Origin of the sequence: Psychroflexus sediminis (assembly GCF_900099815.1) — a bacterium.
GTDB lineage: Bacteria > Bacteroidota > Bacteroidia > Flavobacteriales > Flavobacteriaceae > Psychroflexus > Psychroflexus sediminis.
On sequence record NZ_FNCW01000006.1, the window covers coordinates 15497 to 41040 of the forward strand.

A 25544-nucleotide genomic window follows, 5' to 3' on the forward strand; every position below is an offset into this window, starting at 1 on the left:
AAAATCTACAATTTGAATCTTAAGTCATCTTCCAAAGATATATTTGGTCTTGCCGTGGAAAACTACTTTTTAAAAAAAGACCAAACGCCCATCAGCGTTCACCATACAGATTTTTACGACGATGAAATCCCTGTTGACTATCTGTTCAGAACCTATAAAGACATGCCCGAACTGGAGCAACTAGCTCTTGATTTATGCCGGGGGAGGGTTTTGGATGTGGGATGCTGTGCGGGAAGTCATAGTTTAGAACTAAAAGCTAAAGGCCACGAGATTTTACCTATCGATATTTCTGAAAAATGTATTCAGACTTGTCGAAAAAGAGGACTCCAAGAAGCTCTGCAAATTGATTTCTTTAAGCTTAATCAGCAAAAATTTGATACGATTTTACTCTTGATGAATGGCATTGGTATTGCACAAACGCTAAAGAATTTACCTGTTTTCTTTCAGAAATTAAAAGCGCTGATGAAGCCCGATTGTCAGGTATTACTGGATTCTTCAGACCTGATTTTTCTTTACGAAGACGAGATTTTGGAAGAGGATATTTATTATGGTGAAATGAAGTTCAAAACCAGCTATAAAAAGCAGTTATCAGATTCATTTACCTGGCTATACCTTGATTTTGCATTGCTGAAAACTGAAGCACAAAAAGAGGGCTTTCAATGCGAGCTCATCTACGAAGATGAACACTATAGTTTCCTGGCCAAACTAGGGCTTAGTTAAGTTCAAAAACCTGTTCTCCATCAATAAAAGTAGAAAGCACTTTTATATCTGGAATTTCGTTTTCTTCAATCTCCATGGGGTTTTTATCGACAATAATAAAATCTGCAAATTTACCTGCTTCCAGGCTGCCTTTTTCGTTTTCTTCAAAATTGGCATAGGCAGCCCAGATGGTCATCCCTTTTAAGGTTTGTTCCCGGCTTAGTTTTTCATCAGGATTAAAACCACCTTCAGGATAACCTTCAAGATCCCTCCTTGCTACTGCGGCATAAAACGTCAGAAATGGATTCACATTTTCAATAGGAAAATCTGTTCCTATGGCTACTTTTCCTGCATACTCCAATAAAGTTTGATAAGCATAGGCACCTTCTATTCTCTCCTCTCCTAGCCTATCCTCAGCCCAGTACATGTCGCTTGTGGCATGTGTTGGCTGTACAGATGGAATAATGTTCTCTCCATCGAAATATTTAAAATCAGATTCGTCCATGACCTGCGCATGTTCTACCCGCCAGCGTTTATCAGAATCATTTTTCAACAACTCCTCATAGGTTTTTAAGACTACATAGTTTGCAGAATCTCCTATGGCATGTGTATTCATTTGAAATTCAGAAGCATGGATGCGTTTGGCAAGTTTTTGGAAGTCGTCGAGGTCTATAATCATACTTCCAAAATGATGATCCAAATCTGAATAAGGTTCTTTCAAAACCGCCCCTCTAGACCCCAGCGCGCCATCCGCATAAACCTTGATGGACCTTACATTCAAACGATCGGTTTTTAAAATACCTGAGTTTAAAAATTCGCTTATATTTTCTTCGGTATTACTCAACATCGCATAAATCCTCAGTTTAAGCTCATTCTGTTCATGTAATTTACGGATCAGATGAATGACATCAGAATTTAATCCCGCATCAACAAGACTCGTTAAGCCAAGTGAAATCGCTATTTCCTCAGCAGATTTTAAAGCTCGAGTCTGAGCTTGCTTATCCACCTCAGGAAAAGTGGCTTCAATTACTGACATGGGATTATCAATCAAAATCCCTGTGAGTTTTCCTTCTTTTTTCTGAATTTCTCCGCCAAAGATTTCAGTAGATTCATCAATTCCTGCTTTATCTAAAGCCGCCTGATTCACAATCATCGCATGGCCGTCAATCCGGGTTAAGGCGACAGGAATATCTGGAAATAAAACGTCCAGGGTATCTTTCGAAGGAAATTCCTGGATCTCCCAGTCATTTTGATCCCAGCCCCTACCTATGATATATTTAGTTTCTGGATATTTCTTTTGAAAGGCTTGAATTCGAGAAATAACATCTTCATAGCTTTCAGTAGCATCAAGATCTACCCTGGTCAATTTTAAGCCTAAATTGTAAAGATGTGCGTGAGCATCGATAAGACCAGGTAAAATAGTTTTACCTTCTGCATTGATAATTTCAGTGGCTGAGTATTTACTCGTTAGGTCTGCTGTGGTTCCGACTTCAATGATTTTTCCTTCGGCCACGGCAAAAGCTTCTGCAATAGAAAAGTCTTCATCTACGGTATAGGCCTTCGCATTGGTAACAAGTAAATCCACGTGTTCCTGGGGGTTACAACTCAAAAAAATAAAATTTAAAATAAAAACAGGAACAACTAAATATTTCATGTAAATAAATTTGTAAAGGACTGGAAAATTTCTTTTCGAATGGCAGCATTACCACTGGCGGCAAGAACTATTGAAACTAAAAGGCCAATCATTGCATACAGAAAATCTTTGGCAATCATTCGAGTTGCTCTTTTTTTGTGTTTGTTTCCTTTTTTCTTTCGAGATATGCTTATAGCAATTTCACGCCCGCCAATAATTCCTAAAAACACCCAGGTGGTGCTCATAGGGACCGTTGAAATAAAAAGTTTATAGATCAGTAAAATGACATAGGATAAATCGATAAGTGTAGCTGCACGTATATCCGAAACTCTGGTTTTCTCACTCACAACCCCCTGAATTTTATCCCCTCTGAGATAAAACAACAGGCCTAAACCGAAGAAAATGGTCAGGGCAAATATTGTAAACTGAAGAAAACTTTGCTCTCTGGGTAGATACACGGCAATATTGGCACCGTCCTGCATCACCCAGGTTGCCCAAAGCGCACCACTTACGGCCCACTGCAGAGGTACCCAGTAGTTACTATGTTTTCTACTCTTGAAGTACTTTCTGATGGTATTGTAAGATAAGTACCAAACGAAAAAGGATACCACAAAAGCCAAAAGGTACCCTGACCAGCTTTTAAGAATAACCGAAGTTATCCCAGAAGTGTTGGCACTGAAAACACTAAGAAGCAAAAAGGTTGTTGAAACAGGCATTTTCAACCTGGTCAATATAAGTAAGACCAGTGGGGCTATGACCTGAAAAAATGTAAATTTATCGGGATGAGGATAATCTGTCGTTCCATCGGGATTGGTCAGTCTCTGGTAAGTAACATCTCCGTCAAAATAAATGTAACTAAAGGTGACAGTTATCAAAAAAATACCTCCGATAAAAAGCCATAATATCCACCATTTTTTGGCTTTATTACTCTCTATGAACGTACCTAAAGACTGAATACTGTCGTTAGCAACAGCTGCATAAGCAGCAAAAAAGAAGCCAATCCACATGGCGAGATTGGCGTTTGTTGTTGATGTAGCGGCGATAATGAGACCAACTACAACTATGGACAAAAATGTCTTTTCCTCTGAAAGAAAATCAAGTACATTTAAATAAGGACGATCACGATCGTGACGCTTAAATTTATCGGCCATTTAACAATAGTGTTTCAAAATTAGAATTCACAAATCTACTTAAATAAAATTGTTCAATGTTTCCTTTTCGTTAAGAAAATTAAGAAGGTTTACCAATCAAATTGATAAATCAATCCGCCTAAAACTTGTATGCCCTGAACTTCATAGTTCTGCCAGCGGTTGTATGAATTATTCAAAAGATTATGGGCATTGACAAACACAGAAAATCTTGGAAGTATTTTATACTCTAAAGAAGCGTTAATATCAATAAAACCATCAACTGAAGTAGAGGTCAATCCATTAAAATCAGGAAGGTTAGCCGGACTGATGACAACATTTTCCATCGTATCTTTTCGTTCACCTACATAAAATACAGATGCAGAAAAATTCCAGTTTTTTGTAAAATCGTAGTTGGCATAAGCTTTCAGTTCGACTTCCGGAAGATTCCAGGCCTCCTCTCCATTTTCAGTTGAAAAATTGGAATATTTGCCATAAAAACCAAAGGTAAAATCACTTTCCACCTGGTAAGCTAAATCCGCTGATACGGTAGCTATATCCAAGTCATTATAAATAACATCAAAAGAATTTCCAAAAGCATAACTTCTTTTACCAGAAGCCGTAGAGTTGTCAAGATTTGGGTTAGCTCTAAATAAGGCATAATCCTTAGTACTGGAGTAATTGACTTGTGCTGAAAGAGACAGATTTGTGAGCAGTTTTGATGAAAAGCCTGCAAAAGCGTTGTACTGCTGATCACCTGGTCTTATTGAAAGCGTTGGAGACACAAAGGGATTTCGTGAACTGAAATTTTCATAAGTGTTTTGTCGCAGATCACCTTTCACGCCTAGATTAATTTTGATCGTTTCTTGATTTAAAAAAAATTCAGCTTCAATATCTGGATAAAAGAATATTTCGCTTGAACCAGCTTCAAAATCATTAAAGAAGACGGCCTTAGCTCCAAGTTTTAAAATTAAATTATCGTAATTCAAATCTATAAATGGATTTAAGCCAGCTTGAAATTGCTGATAATTGACTTCATTAGTATCAAAGAAAGAATTCTCAAATCCACCATTTAAAAAACTAAAATCTCCATTAAAAGATAAGGTCTTATATCCTACGGGGATTTCGACCGATGATTCCACAGCTAAAAGCTGCTCTGAACTGCTGTAATTATCGGTAAAGTTTTGAATAATGGCTTCGCCTTTTTTAAAAAAGCTATCATGAAACTGTATACCTCCAAGAGCCCTAATTCTTGTATAGGTTTGCTTAGGATCGATTAAACCAAACTCCTGTTCGGATAATTTAGACACCAAATCATCAGAGATTCCATAATAATTTACCTCTCTACGTCTCAAATCAATTCCCGTATTCCAATCGAAATAACGATCTTCAGAAGCCAAATTTAAAGCCAGCGAAGTATTGGAAAAATCATCATCCAAAATCACATCTTCTATGCCTCCCTGTGAGGATAAATGAGAAAATTGAATATCTATTTTCCGATCAGTATTAAGGTCGAAATTGCTGTAAAAATCAGCCATAAGAGTTGAATAATTTCCTGCCCCAAACCTTGCATAATTTTCGTATAAGGTTTTTGGCGGAGCCATTCTTACACCAGAAGCTGTGCCTTTGGCCGGAGTAAAAGTAGAAGCTACGGGAACATCGATAAATGAATATGAAACAGTTTTTCTTTTTTGTTTTATAGTATCTTTTTCACTCGGCTTTTGTTTTATCTTAAAAGCATCATTCACTGTTGGTGAATATTGCTTAATAATGATAAGTTTATCCGTACTAATTGTATCACGCTGAGCAAAACCCTGGCAACACAATACAATCCCAAACAAAAAAAAGATAAAAGACTTTTGGTTTATTTCCATTTTATTTCAATTAATCACTACAAATAACGGTATCTTTAAAGTATTAATAACTGATTACTACTGAATTTTATTTCATTGAAGTTTCAAATTTAAAAAAACAAAAACATGCAGGAAGGCGACATCAAGGATTTACTCCAATCACAAGATCAATTCTTCAAATCCAGTTCCAAAACCTCAGTCACAGAACGTATATCGATTTTGAAAAAACTGAAATCCAGCATTAAGGCCCATGAAAAAGATATTGTAGAGGCTGTATACAAGGATTTTCAAAAACCAGAATTTGAAGTCCTGACGTCAGAACTTTTTGTGGCCTATAAAGAAATCAACCTGTTTATTAAAAAAATCAAGAACTGGTCTAAGCCAAAATCAGTTTCTTCAGCCTGGCTGAATTTTCCTTCCTCAGACAAAATTTACCATGTGCCCTGGGGTAAAATTTTGGTTATCGCTCCCTGGAACTACCCTTTCCAATTGGCTATAACGCCTGTGATTGGTGCCATTGCTTGTGGAAACACAGTTGTGCTCAAACCCTCAGAACACGCGCCTTATACAGCCGATATTTTAGAAAAAATCATCAGTGAGGTATTTGAAGCTCAGCAGGCCAAAGTCATTCAGGGTGCTGTTGAAACGGCAAAGTTACTTCTTGAACAGAAATGGGATTATGTTTTCTTTACGGGGAGTGTTCCTGTGGGACGTATAGTTTCTCAGCAAATTGCTAAGCATATGACACCGCATACACTAGAGCTTGGCGGAAAAAATCCCTGTATTGTAGATGCCTCTGCCAATCTTGATGTGGCAGCTAAACGCATTTGCTGGGGAAAATTTTTAAATGCAGGGCAAACCTGTATAGCCCCGGACTATTTGCTGATTAATGCTGACATAAAAGCTGAATTTCAAGAAAAATTGATTTCCACTTTAAAAGCATTTTATGCGGATGGGACTTTTACAGACTATGCAAGACTCATACATGAGGATCATTATGAAAGACTGACAGGCCTGTTAAAAGGTCAGAATATCATTTATGGAGGTGACAGCGAACCTGAAACCAATTTCCTAGAACCCACCCTGGTTGATTCTCCAGATTTTTCATCTACCCTTATGGAAGAAGAAATTTTCGGTCCGATTTTACCTGTATATGCTTACTCCTCCTTTGATGAACTGGAAACCACAATCAACACTTTCGATAAGCCATTGTCCCTCTATGTGTTCAGTGAAAGAAAGGACTTTATCAAACGCGTCAACGAAAGCTTTGATTTTGGTGGTGGGGTTATAAACGATACTATTGTTCATTTTGTAAACGACAAGCTACCCTTTGGTGGTGTAGGTGCAAGCGGACTTGGAAATTATCACGGAAAAGCTTCTTTTGAAACCTTTACCAGAAAGAAATCCATCGTAAAGCGCAAAACCTGGCTGGACATTCCCATTAAATATCCGCCTTATACCCATGTGGATTCTTTTAAGTCGTTTATGAACCTATTTCGGTAAGCCGGAAGGTAAATTTGGTCTTAGTGCGCATCTGGGAAAGCAGATTGATACCCCTTTCAGATAACTGAAGAATACGCGGATAACCACCAGTTACCTGAGCATCCCTCATCAGGACAATCATTTTGCCTCCAGGGGTATATTGAATGGTTCCTGGCAAGACAGGCCCCGTTACGATTTCGTCCAGCTCATTCTCCAATCGCTCCTGCAGCTGGTAAGCCATTCGATTTTGGGATGTTGAGAGCGAGAATTTAGCGGTTTTTAGCTGGTATTGCAGGGTTTCGCTTAGTTTATAAAATTCCGGCCCCTTGTAAACCACCAGTATGGTTTTAGCATAGTAGTCTGTGTCAAATGCCAAGTCATCCCCTCCGGCCGTTCCCTCAAATACAGAAAAATCAATCCGATCATTTTTTTGTATTTGGTGCCTGGTTAAGGCTTTAAAAAAACTTCGGCTTCCAAGTAAACTTTGAGATAAAAACCCTTCTTTAACAGCTACATACCCCCAGCTTCCTTTTGTCAGTTCTTTGATTGTTAACACATCTCCGCTATTCACCTGTAAAACACTATTGACATCAGCCTGATCGCCATTTAAGGTAATCTTGGCGTGCAGAGCGGCGACACAAATGAAGGTCGGTGCTTCAAATTCTAGCTTGAGACCCTGCTGGTAAAACTCAATACATGCACAATCCTCTGTATTGTTTAAAACCTGGTTTGCATATCTGTACAGATTCAGATCCATGGCACCGGAAACCGGTATGCCCTGCGGCATGCCCTCACTGCGTCCCTGATCCTGGATCGTTGAAAACAAGCCGGGATGTTTTACTATTAAGCTCATATTAGAAATTTATGTTCTTTTGACCTGGTTTGAAAAGACTCAAATTCTTCTCTGGAAATAGCTTCAAACTGAATCTTATCTCCAGCTTTCAAATAGCACATTTGCTTTTTTTGATTTGGATCGAATAGGGTGACAGGACTTCTTCCGATTATTTGCCAGCCTCCGGGAGAATCTGATGGATAGATTCCGGTTTGCTTATCGGCAATCCCAACCGAACCTGCCGATATTTGTGTTCGAGGTTGTGATTTTCTTCGGTGATAAAGCCTTTTATCCAGATCTCCCAGGTACGGAAAACCCGGAAGAAATCCGATGAAATAAACCGTGTAAACAGGCTTGGTATGTCTCCGTATAATTTCAGATTTTGAAAGCTCTAATTCTTCTGACAACAACTGCAGATCCCAGCCGAAATCCTCCTCATAACACACCGGTATTTTCCGGACTGCCAGGTCGGGTTTTTGCTTAAGATCTACCTGAGAAATGAGCTGCAAAAGCTGATTTTTAAGAGTATAGAAATTATTTATAGTTGATTTGTAAATAACTAACAATGAATTATATGCAGTATTTACCTGAAGTATATGTTCACTGTTTCCGCGAACTATATTTTCTTTAAGCCTTAGGATGAACTGCAAAAGGCTTTCATTGATTTCTGAATCAAATTCAATCAGAATTGAAGTTCCATTGAACTGAAAAATACGTATTTTATCTTTCATTTTTAGATCCAATTTTGATTCCACTCTCCATCAGTTTCGACCTCAAAAGCTGTAAAATTTTAAAGGCATTTGGCGTGTCACTATGAACACAAATCGTATCAAATTCATGCTTGATTTTTTCACCGGACAAAGTCAAAACTTGCTGATTATGAATCATGCTTAAAACGCCATCAGAAATCAAAAGCGGATCATGTAAGACTGCGCCCTTTTCTTTCCTGGAAACCAGGCTCAAATCATTTTGATAAGCCCGGTCTGCAAAACCTTCTATCCAAAGTGTGATGGTTTTCGGAAGTTCAGGAGTAAAATTTATAAAAGGCGGTGTAAATAAAATCAATTCCATTTCTCTTTCCGTAACCACCTCCAGAATCAAATCTGCTATGCTCTGATGCTTCCGCATATCATTATAAAGAGCTCCGTGAGGTTTGACATGATGCAGCGTAAGGTCTTCTGCCTTGCAGGCTTTCTCTACCAGGTCGATTTGCTGGTGTAAATGCCGTTTCAAGTTTTTAGCAGGCAATACAAGCGATTGCCGGCCAAAATTATCAGTATCCGGATAGGATGGGTGGGCTCCAGCATTAACCTGATGCCGTTTAGCAAGCCTGACTGCCTGGACTACTGTTTCATAATCACCAAAATGACCGCCACAGGCAATATTACAGGAAGAAATAAGAGGCATCAGATCCGCATCAAACTCCCCGCCTTCTCCAAGATCACAATTGATATCGATGGATTTATTCATATCGAAATATATGGAATGATGAGAACTTTAGAAACTTTGCAAGCTTAATCTTTAGAAAAATCAACCCAGCCAGCCATCGCGGTCCAGACTTCGGTATTGTATGGCTTCAGAAATATGGGTACCTGTGATTTTTGGAGAGGCGTCGAGATCGGCAATGGTGCGGGATACTTTTAGAATTCTGTCGTAAGCTCTGGCCGACAGATTCAGGCGTTCCATGGCGGTTTTCAACAGGGTTTTGGAAGACTCTTCCAGTTGACAAAACTGCTTGATGTGCTTCACGTTCATCTGGGCGTTGTAATGCACATTTTCAAAGGCTTTAAACCTTTCCGTTTGAAATGCCCTGGCTTTGGTAACACGTTCTCTAATTTCTACGCTGGTTTCACCCTTTCGCTCATCACTAAGTTCATCAAACGGAACAGGAGTCACTTCAATATGAATATCAATTCTGTCCAGTAAAGGACCACTGATTTTTCCTAAATAGCGTTGTATCTCCGCCGGAGAGGAAGTGACCGGCGCATCCGGGTCGTTAAAATAACCGCCTGGGCTTGGATTCATACTCGCCACAAGCATAAAACTGGAGGGATAGGTCACTGTAAATTTTGCTCTGGAAATCGTAACCTCCCGATCTTCCAGAGGCTGGCGCATCACTTCTAAAACCGTTCGCTTAAACTCCGGCAGTTCATCCAAAAACAAGATGCCATTATGGGCTAAAGAAATCTCACCGGGTTGCGGGTAAGCTCCGCCCCCGACCAGAGCGACATCCGAAATCGTATGGTGAGGGCTTCTAAAGGGCCGTTCGGCCATAAGACCTACATTTTCCCTGACTCTGCCCACCACCGAATGGATTTTGGTCGTTTCTAAGGCCTCGTGCAAACTCATAGGGGGTAAAATACCGGGAAGCCTCTTGGCTAACATGGTTTTACCCGAACCCGGCGGGCCCACCATAATAATGTTATGTCCGCCTGCCGCAGCAATTTCCATACAGCGTTTAATAGATTCCTGTCCTTTGACATCTGCAAAATCATATTCGGGATGGGCTAAATTATCATAAAATAATTCTCGCGTATTGACCTGGGTTGGTTCCAAAGCCTCTCCTTTGTCGAAAAAGTTGATCACCTCACTGATGCTTTCTATGCCAAATACATCCAAGTCATCCACGATAGCAGCTTCTTTGGCATTCTGTTTTGGCAAAATAAAACCTTTAAATCCCTCTTGCCGGGCTTTAATCGCTATAGGCAAAGCGCCCTTTATGGGTTGCAGGCTACCATCCAGAGACAATTCGCCCATAATGATATACCTGTCGATGTCTTCACACTTTATCTGACTGGATGCTGAAAGGATACCCAGGGCTAAACTTAAGTCATAGGCAGAACCTTCTTTACGCATATCAGCCGGGGCCATATTGATGATGATTTTCTTGCCCGGAAATTTGAAGCCGTTGTTTTTTAAGGCAGCCTGAATTCTGAAACTGCTCTCGCGAATGGCGTTATCCGGCAACCCTACCAGGTGATAACCAATCCCCTTCTCCATATTGATTTCAATGGTGATTATTTCAGCATCTACCCCAAAGACAGAACTTCCAAAAACCTTAACTAGCATGATTTCAAGATATTAGATGCTTAAAATTATGCTTTTTTCCAATATATTTTCACTAAAAATATAATTTTTAAAAATTATAGTGTTAAGTAAACGTCATAAACACAAAATCCGAAATTTTCATTTCGGATCCTGATTTATGATGAATTTAAACTGCTAAGATTTGTAGTAGTTAAGCAGTTCTGTGGTTGATGAATCATGCTGGTTTTCAATCGTATCGGATTGAATATCCCTGAGGGTGTTTTCCGCTAATTGCTTACCGAGTTCAACTCCCCACTGGTCATAACTGAAAATATTCCAAATCACGCCCTGTACAAAGATTTTATGTTCATACATGGACACTAATTTACCCAGGGATTTCGGCGTCAATGTGTCAATCAAAAGCGAAGTTGTAGGCTTATTGCCTTCAAACACTTTAAATGGCAGTAAGTTCTGAATCTCTTCAGGGCTTAGGCCCTGATTTTCCAGTTCTGCATGAACCTCATCCTCAGACTTTCCTTTCATCAAAGCTTCAGTCTGGGCAAAATAATTGGCCATCAAAATATCGTGGTGCTTTGAATTGCCGTGCAGGGATTTTTTAAAGCCTATGAAATCGGAAGGAATTAGTTTGGTCCCCTGGTGAATCAATTGAAAAAAGGCATGTTGCGAATTGGTTCCTGGCTCACCCCAGACGATAGTTCCGGTTTGGTAATTTACTTTATTACCAGCTCTATCCACGCTTTTTCCATTGCTTTCCATAGAAGCCTGCTGGAGATAGGGAGCCAATTTCTGAAGGTATTGCGTATAGGGAATAATGGCTTCGCTTTCTGCTCCCAGGAAATTGTTGTACCAGATGCCTAGCAAAGCCAGAACCACAGGTATATTATGTTCAAACTCTGAAGTTTTGAAATGCTGGTCCATGTCCTCGGCTCCATCTAATAGATCCTGGAAGTTCCCGGAACCCACACTCACTGCGATAGAAAGTCCGGCGGCACTCCACAATGAAAAACGGCCGCCAACCCAGTCGTACATGGGGAAGATGTTTTCCGTATCAATGCCGAAGTCTTCTACTGCGGAAATATTTGTAGAAACGGCCACAAAATTGTCTTTCACATCCGCCTGGGTTGCCGATTTCAAGAACCAGTCTCTTACCGTATTGGCATTGGTTAGCGTTTCCTGAGTGCTAAAAGATTTGGAAACAATCAGAAACAAGGTGGTTTCCGGATTGAGGTGTTTTAAGGTTTCCAACACGTGATCCCCATCCACATTGGAAATGAAATGCGGTTTGATGTCTTCCTGATAGTAGGCTAAGGCATCTACAATCATCTGCGGTCCTAAATCCGATCCGCCGATACCAATATTCACAACATCTGTAAATTTCTTTCCGGCATATGATTTTCGCTCACCTGAATTGACCTGATCTGCAAAGGTTTTCATTTTAGTCAGAACAGACTGCACATCGGTATACACCTCTTTACCATCAACTGTTGCTGAATTGTTCTCAGAGGATCTTAAGGCAGTATGCAGAACTGCTCTGCCTTCCGTTTCATTGATTTTATCCCCTTCAAAATAGCTTTTGATGGACTTTTTCAAATCGGCTTCCTCGGCGAGCTTAAGCAGCTGACTGAAAACCTCTTCATCGATTAGGTTTTTAGAAAAATCAACTAAAATATCTTCATTCTGGATTGAAAATTCCTGAAATCGTTTTGGATTAGCATTAAACAGAGCGTTCAGCTCAAACTTATGTTTAGAAAGGGATTCCAGTTCCTTCCAGGATTTAAAATTTACAGGGGGTAGGCTTTGTAAAGACATTTAGTTAACTTTTAAGACGTTTTTTTTATAATGTTCTATAAGACCGTCAATGGGTCTCCTTATGATATTACCAATATCGAGATGATAGCGCTTCGCGACGTCCCTGATGATGTCTTCAGAGAAGAAAGCGATAGAGCCAATAAAGTGAATAGGGACATTCTGGGCCTGTTTAAAACACATCACGCGACGCTCAATAAACTTTTCAATACCCTCATAAATCAACTTATAAAAATACCCGTTTCGCTCTTCAGAAGTAAATATAAATTCTGCAAAGGATGCTAAATACGTATTCGGGTTATCTTCTTTATACACGTTCTTTTTGATGGTATCGGCATCTAAATCATAACGTTTGGCAAATTCACGACTCATGTCATCGCCCATGAATTTATAATAATAATCTCTGATGAGTCGCTTACCAAAATAATTGCCACTGGCTTCATCCATAAGCACGTAGCCCAGGGATTCCACCTCCATATGGACATTTTTTCCATCAAAAAAACAAGAATTGGATCCGGTACCCAAAATACATACAATACCAGGTTTTGTAGTAGCGGCAAGAGCAGCAGCCACCATATCTTCGTCCACATTTACTTCAGCATTCTTAAAAAATCCCTGTAAAATAGATTCTAAATTTTTTACAGGCGTTGGTGTGCCACATCCTGCCCCATAAAAGTCAACCCGAGTGACCTTGGAAACTATGTTTTTAAGATCTTCGTTTTCTTCAATCCGGGATTTTAAAGTCTGAGGTTTGAAAACTGCAGGGTTCAGACCTTGAGTTCTCGTCTTTAATTCTATTTCACCTTTCTCGTTTAATAGAATCCAATCGCATTTTGTTGAACCTCCATCTGCTATAATTATCATAAGCTTATATATTAAAAAAGCTTGAACAGTTTCCTATTCAAGCTTTATGAGATAAATAATCAACTATACCTTAGAAATATGTACAGCAAGGTCCAGCATTTTTGCTGAGAAACCCCACTCGTTATCATACCAGGCAATGAGTTTGAAGAAATTATCATTCAAAGCTATACCGGCATTGGCATCAAAATTGGAAATACCCGATTGAGATACATAGTCCTGAGATACAACCTCATCTTCTGTATAAGTCAATATGCCTTTCAGATCACCTTCTGATGCTTTTTTCATAGCAGCTTTCACCTCTTCGTAAGTGGCTGATTTTTCCGTTCTCACAGTCAAATCCACTACGGAAACATCAGCGGTTGGTACTCTAAAGGCCATACCTGTTAATTTGCCTTTTAAGGCAGGAATTACCTTAGTTACGGCTACAGCGGCCCCAGTACTTGTTGGAATAATATTATTTAAAGCACTACGTCCTATTCTGTAATTTTTCTTCGCGGGAGAATCTACGGTATACTGTGTAGAAGTCGCTGCGTGAACCGTTGTCATTAAGCCTTCCACAATTCCGAAATTGTCGTTTATAACTTTTGCCAGGGGTGCAAGACAGTTGGTCGTACAGGAGGCATTGGAAACGACAGTATCCTCAGCCGTTGCATCCTTATGGTTGACACCCATTACAAACATTGGAGTGTCTTTTGTTGGAGCAGAAATCACTACCTTTTTGGCACCAGCATCAATATGTGCAGAAGCCGAAGCCTTATCATTAAAAATGCCTGTACACTCCATCACCACTTCAGCGCCAACAGCATCCCATTTCAACTGTTTCGGATCTCTTTCAGCAGTAATTCTGATGGACTTCCCGTCGACGACTAAATTACCGTCTTTAACTTCAACAGATTTATGAAATCTGCCGTGAACTGAATCATATTTAAGCATATAAGCCAAATGATCCACATCCAGTAAATCGTTAATTCCTACAATCTCTACGTCTTTATTGTCCATTGCTATTCTAAAAGCAATTCTACCAATACGGCCAAAACCGTTAATACCTATTTTTGTCATAATTATTAAATTTTAAATGATTCGTGATTAACTGGATACAATATCTGCAACCCTTATAAGATCTATATCCAATATTTTTTTAATGTTTATTGCGGTTTCAAAAGGAACATGTACAATTTTCTTATGTTCTATACCAACCATGATATTGGACTTCCCTTCGAGTAAAGCATCTACAGCGCCAACCCCTAAGCGGCTTGCCAGAACCCTATCAAAACAACTAGGAGAACCTCCGCGCTGTATATGTCCAAGAACAGTAACTTTCACTTCGTATTCAGGGAGATTTTCCTGAATAGATTCGGCCACATTAGTGATGTTTTTACCGATCTGATCGCCTTCAGAGACGACGACAATACTTGAAGATTTACCAGTCTTTCTACTTTTTTCCAGAGATTCGATAAGCCGATCTATCCCAAGATTTTCTTCAGGGATAAGTATTTCTTCCGCACCGGCACCAATACCACTGTTTAAGGCTATATCTCCGGCATCTCTTCCCATAACTTCAATAAGGAATAACCGATCGTGAGAACTTGCTGTATCTCTTATCTTATCAATAGCTTCTACGACAGTGTTCAAAGCGGTGTCATAACCAATTGTATAATCGGTTCCATTAATGTCATTGTCTATAGTCCCTGGAATACCAATAATCGGCATGTCAAATTCCTTGCTAAAAACAGATGCTCCTGTAAAGGTACCATCACCTCCTATCACAACCAAAGCGTCTATATGTCTTGCCTTTAGGTTTTTAAACGCTTTTAACCGACCTTCTTTATTCATGAAGTCTTTAGATCTGGCAGATTTCAGAAACGTTCCACCTCTGTTGATGGTGTTTTTGACATCCCGAGGTCCAAGCTCAACAAATTCATTTTCAATTAAACCTTGAAAACCTCTATATACCCCATCACAGGTGAGACCCGAGTATGCTGCATTTCTGACGACAGCCCTTATAGCGGCATTCATGCCTGGGGAATCTCCTCCGGAAGTTAAAACAGCAATTTTGTTTATTTTCTTATTCATTGAAATTGTACATTAACATCAAATATATTTTAAATATAAGCTAATCACTAATTTAGTTATTGACTAAAACGATTTCGATAGCTAAACATTATAAAAATTTTATAAAAACTGATCAAAAGTTACTGAGGCAGCAAAATTTTATATTCCCAGGGCTTGAAATTGAGAATTTGATCAGTTTTTAATTCGAAGGGTTCAGAAGTCATATAGTCCTTATAGTTTCCCGAAAAATCAGTTTGAAATTCCTGGACTTCATCGGTGAAATTGGCCATAAAAATTAGCCTGTCTTCTTGTTTAGACCGTTCAAAAGCAAGAATAGCCGCATCATTCGATGTGGTAAGTCGCTGGTAGGAAGCAGCCTCTTTGGCGCCATCCAACGCTTCATTCGTGTTTTTCAGTTCACCTAATTTTACATGCACCTCCCAAAATTCACCTTTGGTTTTAGGGATGCTGTCTTTTTCAAAAAACTTAAGTCTCTTATTCATGCCATATTCCTGACCACTGTAGATTAAAGGCATTCCCGGTAAAGTATAGGTGAAAGCCAGCATGGTTTCAGCAGCATCGCCCAGGCGTTCCTTTACGGTTCCATTCCAGGAGTTTTCATCATGATTGGTGATAAAGTTCATCAGGTAGTCATCCTCCTGATAGGTCGTATCGATTTTAGCCATATAAGTATCCCACTCCTTGACATTCATTTTACCCTGAGCGATTTCATTCATAATATGATGGCCTTCCCAGTTGTATCCCATGTCAAAAGCTTCATAAAACAAATCTTTATCTTCACTTTCTGCCAGCATAAAGACTGGCTTGACCTCCTTCAGCACCGGCACAACGTAATTCCAGAATTCAGTTTTTACATTTCCAGCTACATCGGCTCTAAAGCCATCGATGTTTTTTTCCTTCACCCAATACAGCATTTCCTCTTTCATGGCAGCCCATAGCGAATCATTTTCATAGTTTAGATGTGCTACATCCGTCCACCCCCAGGATTCTCCTGTATCCGGGTTTATTGGATCTGTAACATTGCCGTCTTTGTCTTTATGGTAATATTCGGGATGCTCTTCAATCCATTTATGATCCCAGCCCGTATGGTTGGCCACCCAGTCTAAAATAATATACATGCCGTTGGCATGTGCCGTTTCGACCAGCTCATCAAAATCCTGCATCGTTCCAAATTCAGGATTGATAGCCGTATAATCTGAAATGGCGTAATAACTTCCCAGATACTTTTCTTTTTCTTCCGGATCTTCGATATCTTCAATAGATAAATCCGGAGTGGCCTTTCTGTTTTTCATAGAAATGGGGTAAACCGGCATTAACCAAATCACCTTTACGCCAAGTTTTTTAAGCTCGGGAATGTCTTTGGTAAACGCATCAAAAGTCCCTTCCGGGGAATACTGTCTAATGTTTGCTTCATAAATTACTGAAGATCCCAGGACCTCATTAGTAATAGGTTCAAAGCTTTGGGTTTCGCTTTTATTGTCTTCATCTGGCTTTTGATTACATGCTGTAATCATAACGGCTAAGCCAGCAAAAAGGCTTAAAAATTTAAGGTGTCTCATGGTGTTTTCAATTTTTAATTTTTTTGTTAAAATGTTTCTGAATTGATTAGCGTTCAATTATTCACGGCTACTATATAATGTAAATCCGGGTTTCAACTGAAGTTCTTTTTTCCATCTAAAACCTGTATCATCCATTATATTTTTGAACTGAATTCCATCAAAATTCAACTCATCAAACCAGGATAAATCCACATTTTTGGCCTCCTCGTTAGTATTAAGAAAAACAGCCACAATTTCGTTTTTATGAATTCTGAACACAGGATAAACCCCGTCAGACGGAGAAAAATGAATCATTTTACCTTCCAGAATAGCATCTGAAGTCTTTCTGAAATTCAATAAGGTCTTTAAAAACACTTGAAAATCCTGCTGCGCATCCGATAAATTTTCTCCTGTAAACGCATTCTGGGCATCGCCTTTCCAGCCTCCTGGAAAATCTGTCCGAATCAGGCCGTGATCCCCGCGTTTTTCAGTATTTTCCATCAAAATCTCAGTCCCGTAGTAAATCTGCGGTGTTCTGGGTAAGCTTAAGATGAGCCCGAGAGCCATTTTTGTTTTTTGTACATCTTCATTCAGCTGGGTGAAGATTCTGTCCATATCATGGTTATCTGGAAAGATCATCACATCCTTAGGTCTTGGATAATAAAAATCATTGGCTAAGCCCTTATAAATTTTTATCAATCCATTTCCCCAGCCTTCATTGCCTTCATTTAGAGCCTGCACAATTTTCATCTGCATGGGAAAATCCATCACAGAGCGTAAATTGGAATGGTAGCCATCGCTATTGTTCTGGCCCTGCTGCCAGTAACCAACCAGGAGCTGATCTGTAGTCCACTCCTCTCCTACTATATTAAAGTTAGGATATTCTTTCATGATGGCTCCGGCCCAGTCCGACATAAAGGCTTTATCCGGGTAAGGATAGGTGTCTTGCCGAATGCCGTGTAAGCCTAAGGTTTCCACCCACCAGATGCTGTTTTGAATAATATACTGAGCTAAATAAGGGTTCTCCTGATTCAAATCTGGCATCGTAGGTACAAACCAGCCTTCGTGCATGATCTTCGTATCTAAAGTTGAAGCATAAGGATCCTGATTGGTCGTTCTTAGATGATTTGAATTTGGGATATTCTCGCCGTTTTCATACAGGTCTTGATAATTTAGCCAGTCTGAAAAGGGCAAATCTTCCATCCACCAGTGGCCGCTGCCACAGTGATTGGCGATCATATCCATGATCAATCCTACTCCTTTTTCAGAAGCTTTATTAGAAAGCTCTTTGTATACTTCCAAATCCCCAAAACGGGGATCTACTTTGTAAAAATCTGTAATGGCATAGCCATGATAAGAAGAAGACTCCATGTCATTGATAAGCAGCGGACTCGACCAGATGCTGGTAAACCCCATGTCTGCGATGTAATCCAAATGATCGATGATCCCCTGAATATCCCCACCATGCCTGGCATAGTTATCATCCCGACTAAGTTTAGTCTCTCTCAGGGTTTCAACCACATCGTTTTCAGGATTACCATTCGCAAAGCGATCCGGGGTAATCAAATACACCACATCTTCATGATTAAAACCTACGTATTCTTCGGCTGGTTTTTCTCTGGAATGTAATGAAAAATCAAAACGTCTTGTTTTAGCTCCCTTTTTGCTGAATGTAATCTCGAAAGTCCCTGCTTTAGCTTCTTTTGAAATAACTAAGTCTATAAATAAATAATTTGGGCTGTCGGCCTGGTGAACTTTAGTAATTTCAACGCCTTCGTATTGTATTCCGGGCTCATAGACAGAAATATCCTCAGAATGAACCATAAGCTGAATGGTATCCATCTGCATGCCCACCCACCAGTTGGGCGGTTCAATCCTAAGGTCCTGAGCATGTAAATCAACTGAACACAGAATCAGAAGAAAAAAACCGCAAAAGATATGAATGAAGGATAATCGCTTTTTATTTTTCATCATTTGATTTTATTTTTCAATAATACTAATGGCAAATCCGCCACCGGGTGCAGACTCGAGTCTCAACGTTGAATTGTTGGTTACTTTTTTGGTTGAAATTTTATAAGCCTGCGGATTGGTTTTGTAATGCGCATCTTTGGCATCTGCATAAATCGTCGCTTGGTAAGTTTTTCCTTTTTCCAGAAAATCAAGCTTAAGTTTGGTCTTTCTTGGCGTGGTCCCATTGACATTGCCTACAAACCAATTTGGTGAATTTTTTGCTTTACGAGCCACTGTGATATATTCACCCGGCTCAGCTTCTAAATAATGACTTTCATCCCAATCTATGGCCACGTCTTTAATAAATTGAAAAGCATCCATAAAGCGCTTATAATTCTCCGGTAAATCGGCCGCCATCTGCAAGGGACTGTACATGGTGACATAGAGAGCCAATTGATTGGCAATTGTGGCATTGACATGTGAATTATTATCTGGATTCAGCTTACTGATATCCATTTCAAAAATACCCGGGGTATAGTCCATAGGGCCACCAATTAATCGTGTAAAGGGTAAAATAGTAACATGGTTGGGTTTTGATCCACCAAAGGCCTGAAACTCCGTGCCCCTCGCCGACTCATTTCCAATCAAATTTGGATAGGTTCTGCGAAGTCCTGTCGGTCTAACCGCCTCGTGAGCGTTAACCATGATCTTATAATCAGCCGCTTTTTTTGCAGCATATAAATAATGGTTTATTGCCCATTGCCCGTAATGATGCTCTCCGCGGGGTATAATATCACCTACATACCCGCTTTTGACAGAGGTATAACCATACTCATTCATGAATTGGTAAGCGGTATCCAGATGACGCTCATAATTTCTGATCGCTCCGGAGGTTTCGTGATGCATCATCATTTCAATATCCTTGGAGGCCGCATACTTCTGGATTTCCTTCACATCAAAGTCAGGATAAGGCGTTACAAAATCGAACACATAATCTTTGGAATGTCCGTACCAGTCCTCCCAGCCTTCGTTCCAGCCTTCTACAAGCAGGGCATCAAAACCATGTTTGGAGGCAAAATCAATATATGCTTTAACGTGTTCTGTATTGGCTGCATGTTTTTTATTAGGTGTAGCTTCAGAGTAATCGGTTTCCCCCAGCTTTACAGAAGGAAGGTCATCGGTATAGTTCCAGCTGCTTTTTCCAGTAATCATTTCCCACCAGACGCCCATATACTTGATGGGTTTTATCCAGGACGTGTCTTCAAGTGCATTGGGTTCGTTGAGGTTTAAATTCATACTGGAAGCCAGGATTTCTGTAGCATCATCGGTGACCATAATGGTTCTCCAGGGAGAAACCGCTGGTGCCTGTAAATAGCCTTTGTTGCCAATCGCATCCGGGGTTAGCCAGGATTTAAAAGTCAAAGTTGATTCATCTAAATTTAAATTCATCAACGAATATTCCTTCAAAGCTGCTTCATGCAAATTGATGTATACTCCATCGTCCGTTTTCATCATTAAAGACGTCTGGACCCCTGTTTTTGAAAATTGTTCCTGAGAAGCATTATCGGTTAAGGCCTCATCAAATAATTCATTTATTTCTGAAAGCTTTGACCTGGTATAATCGTACTCCTGAGAATCGTAATCTCCCGGAATCCAAAAAGCAGTATGGTCTCCAGTCATAGCGAATTCGGTGTGCTCTTCTTTAATGACGAAATACACCAGATGGTCCTGCTGAGGGAACTCATACCTGAATCCAAGGCCTTCATCAAACATTCGAAAACGCAGGATAATATGTCTGTCTTTTTCAGGCTGATATAGTGTTACTGACATTTCATTGTAATGGTTTCTAATTTCAGCCTGTTCACCCCAAACCGGCTTCCAGGTGTCGTCAAAGTCTGCATAAGAAACCTCCTGGACTTCAAATCCATCCAGCAATGACTTGTCATCCTTAACCAATTCCAAACCCAGCTTACTTTCAGAAATGACCTCTTTGCCTTTGTAGTGTAAGGTATAGATTGGTGTACCGTTTCTGAGTTCAAAATTAAGCTCAAGTTCAGCATTTGGTGAACTCAACTTTTGGCTATAGGCACTTATGGATAGTAGTATTCCAATAAGAACAATTGTATTTTTCATGTCTTTTATTTTTTATTTGACTTCAACTGTAGCTCCGTTGACTACAATTTGCAATTGATTTCCTTTTTCTAAAGTGAAATTTGTGTTATCATGACCGATTTCCACTTTCAAAATGCGATCCCTAAAGTTAACCTTAAAAGAATAGGAAGTCCATTCTTTAGGGATTTTTGGAGCAAAATGCAGTTGATCATTTTTTACCCGCATTCCGCCAAAACCTTCGACAATACTCATCCAGGTCCCGGCCATACTGGTGATATGACAGCCTTCCTTCACCTCTTTATTATAATCATCAAGATCCAGACGCGAGGTTCTTAAGTAAAACGCATAAGCCTGCTCCATTCTATCCAGCAATGCAGCCTGAATACTGTGTACACAGGGAGAAAGCGAGGATTCGTGAACGGTAAACGGCTCGTAAAAATCAAAATGCTTCTCGATCTCTTCTTTCTTGAAATGATGCTCAAAAAAGTAAAACCCCTGCAGGGTATCCGCCTGTTTGATATAAGGAGAACGCAAAATTCTATCCCAGGACCAGTGCTGATTGATAGGGCGCATATCCTGATCTAAATCGTCCACTTTCACCATTTCCTTATCCAAAAATCCATCCTGCTGCAGGTAAACGCCATGCTCTTCAGAATAAGGGAAATACATATTGTCCGCCACCTCGAGCATGGATTCAATCTCGGTCGTGGTCAGTTTTGTTTTTTGAAGAATGCGTTCATAATCGGTCGCATACTCTATTTCAACCTTTCTCAGGTTTTCTACAGCATAGTCTATACACCATTTGGCGATATAATTGGTGTAAAAGTTATTGTTGACATTGTTTTCGTATTCGTTTGGACCAGTAACTCCGAGAATAACATATTTGTTTTTTTGAGTTGAAAAAGTCGCTCGCTGTTCCCAGAACCTGGCAATAGCGATAAGCACTTCAAGGCCCATCTCCGGGATATAGGAGTAATCCCCTGTATAGCGATGATAATTGAAAATAGCATAAGCAATAGCCCCGTTTCTATGAATTTCTTCAAAAGTGATTTCCCATTCGTTATGAGATTCTTCACCATTCATGGTTACCATCGGATATAAGGCAGCACCATTTGTGAACCCAAGTTTTTCAGCATTTTCAATGGCTTTTTCCAAGTGATTGTAACGGTACTTCAACAGATTTCTCGCTACCTGCTGGTCTTTGGTTGCCATATAAAACGGAATGCAATAGGCTTCGGTATCCCAGTAGGTACTTCCGCCATATTTCTCACCTGTAAATCCTTTGGGGCCAATATTCAAGCGGTGATCGGTTCCTGTATAAGTCTGGTTCAACTGAAAAATATTGAAACGGATGCCTTGCTGTGCTTTCACATCCCCATCAATACTGATGTCACTCATTTTCCAAATCTCGCTCCAGGCCTGTTTTTGCGTGTTCAAAAGACCTTCAAATCCTTCTGAAGTCGCTTTTTCCAAGACTGATGTTGCCGCTGAAATCAGTTCGGATTTATCGTGATTTAGTGAAGTGGTATAGCCTGCATATTTCTGAAGGCTCAGCGTATTCCCTTGAGCTACCTGTTCTTCAAAGGAAATAGAAACTTCAATCTCTTTCTGAAGGGGCTTTCCTTTGGTTTCGGATTTATTTCCATTCAGAAATAAATGAGATTCCATAAAGGTACAGACGTGATAAAATGTTTTCAGGGTATGGCTTTCAATAAAACCCTGTTTATCACTGACCTCCTTGTTGGTGGTCTTCCAAAACTGATCCTCCCAGTTGGTGTCCTGATTGGTGATTCCCGAATCTAAATAAGGAATAAATGTGATCTTAGCCTCTGAATTTAGGGGTGTGATATGGTAATCAATGACACCCAATTCCTCCTGATCCAGGCTCAAAAAACGTTTAATATCTACTTTTATAGTGATGTCGTTTTGCAAGGTGGCTTCAAAACTTCTGCCGAGCCAGCCTTCTTTCATATTAAGCTCACGCCTGAAGTTTTCTACCTTCTTACAACTAAATAAATCGAGAATTTCATCATTGATTATCACGTTGATACCAATCCAGTTGGGCGCATTGAGCACTTTGGCAAAATACTCGGGATAGCCATTTTTCCACCAGCCCACTCTGGTCTTGTCTGGATAATACACTCCTCCTATGTAGCTTCCCTGAAAACTGGGACCCGTATAGGTTTCTTCAAAATTGGCACGCTGTCCCATAGACCCATTTCCAATACTGAAGAGGCTTTCTGAAGATTGAACGCGATCTACTTCAAAGCCATCTTCTATAATTGACCACGGGTTGGGTGTGATATAATCTTGATTCATTATTGTCTTTTTTAAAATATTTTTATTTCTTGAAATTGGTCAGAGTTTTTAAGGTGTCTTCAGTGATTTCTGTAAAGCCTTCAAAATTAAAGTCAGCTTCTCTAAGCACGGCTTTGTCCCCAATACCTACACTAATCATATTTGCTGTATTTGCAGCCTTAATTCCCGCCTGAGAATCTTCAAAAACTATAGCCTGCTCAGGTTCAACTTCCAGAAGCTCACACCCTTTCAGGAATACTTCAGGGTCTGGCTTGGCTTTGGAAACTTCATTACCATCAACGATGTGGTCAAAATAAGAAGTAAGCCCGACTTTGGTTAAGATGCGTCTGGCGTTTTTACTGGCAGAGCCGAGGGCGATAGGGTAATTGTTTTCTTTCAAGTAAGTTAAAGTCTCCAAAACACCTGGTAATATGTCTTTCTCGGACATCCGGTCTACAAAAGACAAATACTCTTCATTTTTTTGAGCCATCAGGCTATTGAACTTACCTTCAGAAATGCTTTTTTCACCCCATTTCAGGATTTTCTGGAGTGAATTAATTCTTGAGACGCCTTTGAGCTGTTCATTTTCTTCTTCAGAAAAAGAAATTTCTAAAGATTCAGCCAGGTTTTTCCAAGCTAAAAAGTGAAATTTTGCGGTATCCACGATGACTCCATCGAGATCGAATATAAATGCCTTTGTCATGTTTTAATCTTTGTTAAGTCTTGAATTCGTTTTCACATTGAGGGTAAACAGTCCAGCTAAAATCATTGCAACTCCTCCTATGATTAAGGCGTAAACAGGCTGACTGTCAAATAAACTGGATACGATAAAGCCTAAAATGGTAGACGCCACAATTTGCGGAATCACGATAAAAAAATTGAAAACCCCCATATAATATCCCATTTTAGAAGAAGGTAAGGAACCTGAAAGCATGGCATATGGAATAGACAAAATGGAAGCCCAGGCTATACCTACCCCTATCATACTCAAAATAAGTCCCAGTTTCGTAGTCACAAAATAAATGGAAATTAAACTGATGCCACCCAAAGTAAGCGCAAGCATGTGTGTAAATTTATTGCTTGTACGTTTTGCCAATACAGGCAGAGCAAAAGCAACTAAAGCAGCTACACCGTTGTAAACCGTAAACATAACTGTGACCCAGTCTGCGGCATCGTTGTAAAGTTGAGAAGTCGTATCCTCTGTATTAAACACATGACCTGTTACAGCCTGAGTCGTATAAATCCACATGGAAAAAAGTGCAAACCAGGAAAAAAACTGAACCCAGGCCAGTTGTTTCATGGTTTTGGGCATGTTCAGAAGATCCGAAACGATATTGGTAAATCCGTTTTTAATTCTTTTTTTCCTTAGTTCTGAAACAATTAAAAACAAAACCCCAACGATGATGAGACCTATAAAAAGGATGTACAATTCTTTGGTGAGACCCTTGGCATAAATAAAGTAGGAAACCACCGCTCCAATTAAAATCATAATCCACCCCACTTTGGTTTGCATGGAGATGTTTTTTTTGATTTCCTGCTCAGTCTTAGGTTCTACTTTCTGTGCGTCACGATTTTCTTCGAAGGCCTCCAGTTCTTCAGGAGAGTATTCCTTTGAAAATAAAACCGTCCACATGACCGCTAGAAAGAAAATAACACCTCCGATATAAAAAGACCATTTTACAGAGTCGGGGATTTCTCCTACTGCTGCGGTATTGGAAATCCCTATCCAGTTGGTGAGCACATAAGGTAATGCAGATCCAACAACCGCACCTATCCCTATAAAGAAACTTTGCATGGCAAAACCAAGTGTGCGTTGTTCTTCAGGTAAATTGTCTCCTACAAAAGCTCTAAAAGGTTCCATAGAAATATTTATGGAAGCATCCATGATCCAGAGCATTCCTGCGGCTACCCACAGTTCCGGTGAGTTAGGCATAAAGAATAAGGCGATAGAGGCTAAAATAGCACCAACCAGGAAGTAGGGCTTCCTGCGGCCAAGTCTGGTCCAGGTTCTATCACTAAAATAGCCTACGATGGGCTGAACCACCAATCCGGTGACAGGTGCGGCTATCCACAAAATGGGGATATCTTCAACATCTGCACCAAGGGTTTCAAAAATTCTTGACGTATTTGCGTTTTGTAGAGCAAATCCAAATTGAATGCCCAGGAAACCAAAACTCATGTTCCAGATTTCCCAAAAACTTAGCTTTCGCTTTTGCATATCGTTTAATT

The 25544-nt window shown here is 39.9% G+C and carries 19 protein-coding genes; 2 read left to right on the forward strand and 17 right to left on the reverse strand.

Annotation, left to right across the window (positions count from 1 at the left end; genetic code table 11):
- Positions 1-12: 12 nt before the first annotated feature.
- Positions 13-720 carry a class I SAM-dependent methyltransferase gene (locus tag BLP81_RS07095; protein WP_093367702.1) on the forward strand — a complete coding sequence of 236 codons (708 nt, stop codon included), beginning with the start codon at positions 13-15 and terminating at the stop codon, positions 718-720.
- Here the strand turns inward: BLP81_RS07095 and BLP81_RS07100 are convergent.
- From BLP81_RS07100 to BLP81_RS07110, 3 genes are all read right to left on the reverse strand, one after another.
- On the reverse strand, positions 713-2353 hold the full coding sequence (locus BLP81_RS07100; protein WP_093367705.1) for an amidohydrolase: 1641 nt from the start codon (positions 2351-2353) through the stop codon (positions 713-715). The genes BLP81_RS07095 and BLP81_RS07100 overlap by 8 nt on opposite strands.
- Positions 2350-3483 (reverse strand): hypothetical protein, encoded by a 1134-nt coding sequence (locus tag BLP81_RS07105; protein ID WP_093367708.1) that lies wholly within the window; start codon positions 3481-3483, stop codon positions 2350-2352. The genes BLP81_RS07100 and BLP81_RS07105 overlap by 4 nt, the downstream gene beginning before the upstream one ends.
- Before the next feature lie 89 nt (positions 3484-3572).
- A complete protein-coding gene (locus BLP81_RS07110) occupies positions 3573-5333 on the reverse strand; it encodes a TonB-dependent receptor (protein WP_093367710.1) in 1761 nt (586 codons plus the stop codon).
- A gap of 105 nt (positions 5334-5438) precedes the next feature.
- Between BLP81_RS07110 and BLP81_RS07115 the strand changes: the two genes are divergently transcribed.
- A complete protein-coding gene (locus BLP81_RS07115) occupies positions 5439-6815 on the forward strand; it encodes an aldehyde dehydrogenase (protein WP_093367713.1) in 1377 nt (458 codons plus the stop codon).
- Here BLP81_RS07115 and BLP81_RS07120 read toward each other — a convergent pair.
- The 14 genes from BLP81_RS07120 to BLP81_RS07185 form a co-directional block, all read right to left on the reverse strand.
- Positions 6796-7647, reverse strand: coding sequence for a 5-oxoprolinase subunit C family protein (locus BLP81_RS07120; RefSeq protein WP_093367716.1), 852 nt, complete (start codon positions 7645-7647; stop codon positions 6796-6798). The two genes, BLP81_RS07115 and BLP81_RS07120, sit on opposite strands and share 20 nt — an antisense overlap.
- Complete coding sequence (gene pxpB / locus BLP81_RS07125) at positions 7644-8357, reverse strand: 5-oxoprolinase subunit PxpB (RefSeq protein WP_093367925.1); 714 nt, start codon at positions 8355-8357, stop codon at positions 7644-7646. Before pxpB ends, BLP81_RS07120 begins: the two co-directional genes overlap by 4 nt.
- Positions 8347-9096: a 5-oxoprolinase subunit PxpA gene (gene pxpA, locus BLP81_RS07130; protein ID WP_093367719.1), complete on the reverse strand. Its 750-nt coding sequence runs from the start codon at positions 9094-9096 to the stop codon at positions 8347-8349. Before pxpA ends, pxpB begins: the two co-directional genes overlap by 11 nt.
- 60 nt (positions 9097-9156) lie before the next feature.
- A complete protein-coding gene (locus BLP81_RS07135) occupies positions 9157-10695 on the reverse strand; it encodes a YifB family Mg chelatase-like AAA ATPase (protein ID WP_093367722.1) in 1539 nt (512 codons plus the stop codon).
- Positions 10696-10848: 153 nt separating this feature from the next.
- A complete protein-coding gene (gene pgi / locus BLP81_RS07140) occupies positions 10849-12483 on the reverse strand; it encodes a glucose-6-phosphate isomerase (protein WP_093367726.1) in 1635 nt (544 codons plus the stop codon).
- On the reverse strand, positions 12484-13344 hold the full coding sequence (locus BLP81_RS07145) for an N-acetylglucosamine kinase (protein WP_093367730.1): 861 nt from the start codon (positions 13342-13344) through the stop codon (positions 12484-12486).
- Between the two features lie 63 nt (positions 13345-13407).
- Positions 13408-14403: a type I glyceraldehyde-3-phosphate dehydrogenase gene (gene gap, locus BLP81_RS07150; RefSeq protein WP_093367734.1), complete on the reverse strand. Its 996-nt coding sequence runs from the start codon at positions 14401-14403 to the stop codon at positions 13408-13410.
- Positions 14404-14430: 27 nt separating this feature from the next.
- Entirely contained in the window at positions 14431-15417 is a 987-nt protein-coding gene (gene pfkA / locus BLP81_RS07155) for a 6-phosphofructokinase (protein WP_093367736.1), read from the reverse strand.
- Between the two features lie 119 nt (positions 15418-15536).
- Positions 15537-16976 carry an alpha-amylase family glycosyl hydrolase gene (locus BLP81_RS07160; protein WP_093367926.1) on the reverse strand — a complete coding sequence of 480 codons (1440 nt, stop codon included), beginning with the start codon at positions 16974-16976 and terminating at the stop codon, positions 15537-15539.
- 57 nt (positions 16977-17033) lie between these two features.
- Complete coding sequence (locus BLP81_RS07165) at positions 17034-18926, reverse strand: glycoside hydrolase family 13 protein (protein WP_093367739.1); 1893 nt, start codon at positions 18924-18926, stop codon at positions 17034-17036.
- 9 nt (positions 18927-18935) lie between these two features.
- A complete protein-coding gene (locus BLP81_RS07170) occupies positions 18936-21038 on the reverse strand; it encodes a glycoside hydrolase family 97 protein (RefSeq protein ID WP_093367742.1) in 2103 nt (700 codons plus the stop codon).
- Between the two features lie 12 nt (positions 21039-21050).
- Positions 21051-23336 carry a glycoside hydrolase family 65 protein gene (locus BLP81_RS07175; RefSeq protein ID WP_093367746.1) on the reverse strand — a complete coding sequence of 762 codons (2286 nt, stop codon included), beginning with the start codon at positions 23334-23336 and terminating at the stop codon, positions 21051-21053.
- Between the two features lie 22 nt (positions 23337-23358).
- The gene (gene pgmB / locus BLP81_RS07180; RefSeq protein ID WP_093367751.1) at positions 23359-24018 is read right to left on the reverse strand and encodes a beta-phosphoglucomutase; all 660 of its coding nucleotides are present in this window, start codon (positions 24016-24018) and stop codon (positions 23359-23361) included.
- A 3-nt stretch (positions 24019-24021) separates the two neighbouring features.
- Positions 24022-25533, reverse strand: a complete 1512-nt coding sequence (locus BLP81_RS07185) for an MFS transporter (RefSeq protein WP_093367754.1) — start codon at positions 25531-25533, stop codon at positions 24022-24024.
- Positions 25534-25544 lie beyond the last annotated feature (11 nt).

Coding starts and splice junctions, on each gene's coding strand:
- BLP81_RS07100 (WP_093367705.1), bottom strand. CDS start 2,353: ATGAAATATTTAGTTGTTCCTGTTTTTATTTTAAATTTTATTTTTTTG.
- BLP81_RS07105 (WP_093367708.1), bottom strand. CDS start 3,483: ATGGCCGATAAATTTAAGCGTCACGATCGTGATCGTCCTTATTTAAAT.
- BLP81_RS07110 (WP_093367710.1), bottom strand. CDS start 5,333: ATGGAAATAAACCAAAAGTCTTTTATCTTTTTTTTGTTTGGGATTGTA.
- BLP81_RS07115 (WP_093367713.1), top strand. CDS start 5,439: ATGCAGGAAGGCGACATCAAGGATTTACTCCAATCACAAGATCAATTC.
- BLP81_RS07120 (WP_093367716.1), bottom strand. CDS start 7,647: ATGAGCTTAATAGTAAAACATCCCGGCTTGTTTTCAACGATCCAGGAT.
- pxpB (WP_093367925.1), bottom strand. CDS start 8,357: ATGAAAGATAAAATACGTATTTTTCAGTTCAATGGAACTTCAATTCTG.
- pxpA (WP_093367719.1), bottom strand. CDS start 9,096: ATGAATAAATCCATCGATATCAATTGTGATCTTGGAGAAGGCGGGGAG.
- BLP81_RS07135 (WP_093367722.1), bottom strand. CDS start 10,695: ATGCTAGTTAAGGTTTTTGGAAGTTCTGTCTTTGGGGTAGATGCTGAA.
- pgi (WP_093367726.1), bottom strand. CDS start 12,483: ATGTCTTTACAAAGCCTACCCCCTGTAAATTTTAAATCCTGGAAGGAA.
- BLP81_RS07145 (WP_093367730.1), bottom strand. CDS start 13,344: ATGATAATTATAGCAGATGGAGGTTCAACAAAATGCGATTGGATTCTA.
- gap (WP_093367734.1), bottom strand. CDS start 14,403: ATGACAAAAATAGGTATTAACGGTTTTGGCCGTATTGGTAGAATTGCT.
- pfkA (WP_093367736.1), bottom strand. CDS start 15,417: ATGAATAAGAAAATAAACAAAATTGCTGTTTTAACTTCCGGAGGAGAT.
- BLP81_RS07160 (WP_093367926.1), bottom strand. CDS start 16,976: ATGAGACACCTTAAATTTTTAAGCCTTTTTGCTGGCTTAGCCGTTATG.
- BLP81_RS07165 (WP_093367739.1), bottom strand. CDS start 18,926: ATGAAAAATAAAAAGCGATTATCCTTCATTCATATCTTTTGCGGTTTT.
- BLP81_RS07170 (WP_093367742.1), bottom strand. CDS start 21,038: ATGAAAAATACAATTGTTCTTATTGGAATACTACTATCCATAAGTGCC.
- BLP81_RS07175 (WP_093367746.1), bottom strand. CDS start 23,336: ATGAATCAAGATTATATCACACCCAACCCGTGGTCAATTATAGAAGAT.
- pgmB (WP_093367751.1), bottom strand. CDS start 24,018: ATGACAAAGGCATTTATATTCGATCTCGATGGAGTCATCGTGGATACC.
- BLP81_RS07185 (WP_093367754.1), bottom strand. CDS start 25,533: ATGCAAAAGCGAAAGCTAAGTTTTTGGGAAATCTGGAACATGAGTTTT.